Source organism: Streptomyces sp. NPDC059456, from assembly GCF_042750055.1.
Lineage (GTDB): Bacteria > Actinomycetota > Actinomycetes > Streptomycetales > Streptomycetaceae > Streptomyces.
In genome coordinates this window covers 1-2807 of record NZ_JBHYVA010000209.1, presented here as the reverse complement: position 1 = coordinate 2807, position 2807 = coordinate 1, and the positions used below count along the sequence as shown (strand labels likewise).

1 protein-coding gene and 1 pseudogene are annotated in these 2807 nt (G+C 70.9%); one reads left to right on the top strand and one right to left on the bottom strand.

Annotated elements, in window-relative coordinates; translation table 11 throughout:
- Positions 1 to 186: 186 nt before the first annotated feature.
- Positions 187 to 855, top strand: a pseudogene (locus ACFXA3_RS19695) (DedA family protein); the annotation flags it as partial.
- Positions 856 to 1032: 177 nt separating this feature from the next.
- On the opposite strand, the gene ACFXA3_RS19690 reads toward ACFXA3_RS19695, so the two are convergent.
- The gene (locus ACFXA3_RS19690) at positions 1033 to 2682 is read right to left on the bottom strand and encodes a threonine/serine exporter ThrE family protein (protein WP_385188374.1); all 1650 of its coding nucleotides are present in this window, start codon (positions 2680 to 2682) and stop codon (positions 1033 to 1035) included.
- Positions 2683 to 2807: the final 125 nt, after the last annotated feature.

Below are 2807 nucleotides of genomic sequence, written 5' to 3'. Positions count from 1 at the left end.
CGGCACCCAGACCGCGCGACGGCCGCCCCCAGGCTCTCCTGCTACCACACACCCCCCCCACCCGCACCGGGGACCCGGCCGGGGGCCATGTGCGTTGATAATTGAAACCGCCGCCTTTTCCGCAGCACCCGCGGGCGCCCTGCCGCGATGCCCGCGATACCCCCGATCCAGGAGAGCCCGGAACTCGTGTACACGCTTGCGCTCGGCCCTGAGTGGCTGTCCCCGGAGTATCTGATCGGGCAATTCGGTCTGATCGGCATCCTGGTCATCGTCTTCGCGGAATCGGGCCTCTTCGCGTTCCTGCCCGGGGACTCGCTGCTGTTCACGGCGGGCCTGTTCACCGCGAGCGGGGCGATCACGGAGCCGCTGTGGCTGGTGTGCACGCTGATCTCGGCCGCCGCCATCCTCGGTGACCAGGTCGGCTACATGATCGGCAAGGTGTTCGGTCCGAAGATCTTCAACCGGCCGAACTCGAAGCTCTTCAAGCGGGAGAACCTCGACTCGGCGCACGACTTCATGGAGAAGCACGGCCCCAAGGCCATCGTGCTCGCCCGCTTCGTGCCGATCATCCGCACTTTCGCGCCGATGGTCGCGGGTGCGACGGCGATGAAGTACCGCACCTTCCTGACGTTCAACGTCATCGGCGGTGTCCTGTGGGGCGCGGGCGTCACGGTCCTGGGCTACCAGCTCGGCCAGTTCGAGTTCATCAAGAAGAACGTCGAGCCGATCTTCATCGTCATCGTCCTGGTCTCCGTCATCCCGGTGGTCTTCGAGGTGCTGAAGTCCCGCAAGGAGAAGAAGGCGGCGGCCGCCTCCGACGGGCAGCCCGCGACCGCCGAGGACCCGCACGCCCCGGGCCGGCGCAGCGGCCGCCACGCCAAGCGCTGAGCGCCGTACCGGCCCGTCCGAGAGCCCCGGGGACCCGAGAGGTCCCCGGGGCTCTCGCGTACGCGGCGAGGTGCGGTACCGGGCGGCGCGGGTCTGGGGCACTTCCCAGCGGCAGCCGGGGGAGCAAGATCCGGAAGAGACGGCCTAGAAGCCGCGGGTCCGCTTCGCCGCGCGGCGTTTGGCGGCGGTCGCGGCGCCCGGGATCCGCATGAACAGCCGTGAGGTCTCCGAACCCAGGTTGACCCCGATCGCGATGGCCAGCGCGATGGCGGCGGCGTTCACGAGCGAGCCGAGGCCCTCGTTCAGCCGGTTCTCGGCGATCAGCAGCAGCCCGTAGTACGTCGCCGAGCCCGGCAGCAGCGGGCCGATGGCCGCCGTCGTGTAGGGCAGGGCCGAGGCGAAGCGGTAGCGGGAGAAGAGCTGGCCGAACAGGCCGACCAGGCCGGCGGCGATGGCCGTGGAGGGCACGGGCGGGATCCCGCCCGCGTAGTGCAGGGCCCCGAAGGTCACCCAGGCGACCCCGCCGTTCAGCGTCACGATCCACACGGTGGAACGTTCCTGCTGGAGCAGGATCGCGAACGTGAACACCAGCACCATCGATGCCGCGATCTGGATCAGCGGTCGCTGGGTGATCTGGAGGACCTCCTCCGGCTTCGGCGAGGCGCCGAGCTGGAGCCCGAGGTACAGCACGACCAGTACGCCCATGATGATGCCGATGAAGAGGTACATGACCTCCAGCAGCCGGGCCGAAGCGGTGATGTAGAAGCCGGTCAGCCCGTCCTGCACCGCCGCGACCAGGGCTCGCCCGGGCAGCAGCGCGAACAGCCCGCCGGTGATCACCGCGGAGGCCCGGACGTCGGTCTCGGCCAGCTTCAGGGCCACGCCGATCGCGGCGGGCGGCATCGCGGCCACCACGAACTGGTAGAACTCCGGCAGCCCGCGTCCGGCACACAGCCACGCCAGCCGGTCGCCGAGCATCGCGCCGATCGCGGCCGCGAAGAAGACGAACACGCCACCGCCGACCAGGGTGGAGGCGGCCCCGGCGAGCAGTCCGGCGGCCGCCGTCAGCACCCAGGAGGGGTACGGGTGCCGGTTGCGGCGGATCTCGGCGAGGCGCCGGTAGGCCTCCTCCAGGGAGAGCTCGATCTCGGGCGCGCTGATGTCGTCCACCAGCTGGTAGACGGCGGCCAGCCGGGTGTAGTCGGTGCCCCGGCGGCGCACGGTCCGGCTCGCCGAGACCGGGTCGTCGACCAGGGAGGGCTGGTGCGTGATCGACAGCAGTGTGAAGGTGACCGTGGGCTCGCAGCGGTCCAGCCCGTACGAGCGGGCCACCGCGAACATCGCGGCCTCCACGTCCTCGGCGCCCTCACCGCCCGCGAGCAGCAGTTCGCCGATGCGCAGGGTCAGGTCGAGGATGCGGCCCACGGCGGGCCCGGTCTCGCTGTGCTTGTGCGCGGTCTCGGGGACCGGCCGGACGTCGACCGGCATGCGCAGCATGGTGCGCATGCGGTCCTGCCAGGGGGATTCCTTCATCAGGGAGACGGGGAAGCCGTGGCCGTGGGTGTACGCGGGCGGGGAGTGCTGCGCGCTGTAGGTGGCCGGCGGCGCGAACGCCGAGCCCTCGGGTTCGACGGGCGGCGCGGGCAGCCCGGCCGGCACGGTGAACTCCGAGGTCGGCTGGTCCTCGTCGACCGGTTCGGGCTCGATCCCGGCGGGCGGGGCGAAAGCGCTGTGCGCCTCGTCGGATTTCGGCTTCCGGTCCTCCGTGCCCCCGGATCCCTCGGCCTCCGCCACACGTCCTCCAGTCCCCGGCCAGCCCGGGTATCAGTATGCGGAACCCTTTCGTCCCCGGCGAAACCACATGACGAACGGGCGGTACCCCGCCGGGGGAGGGGTACCGCCCGGTCGTGTGTCACAAG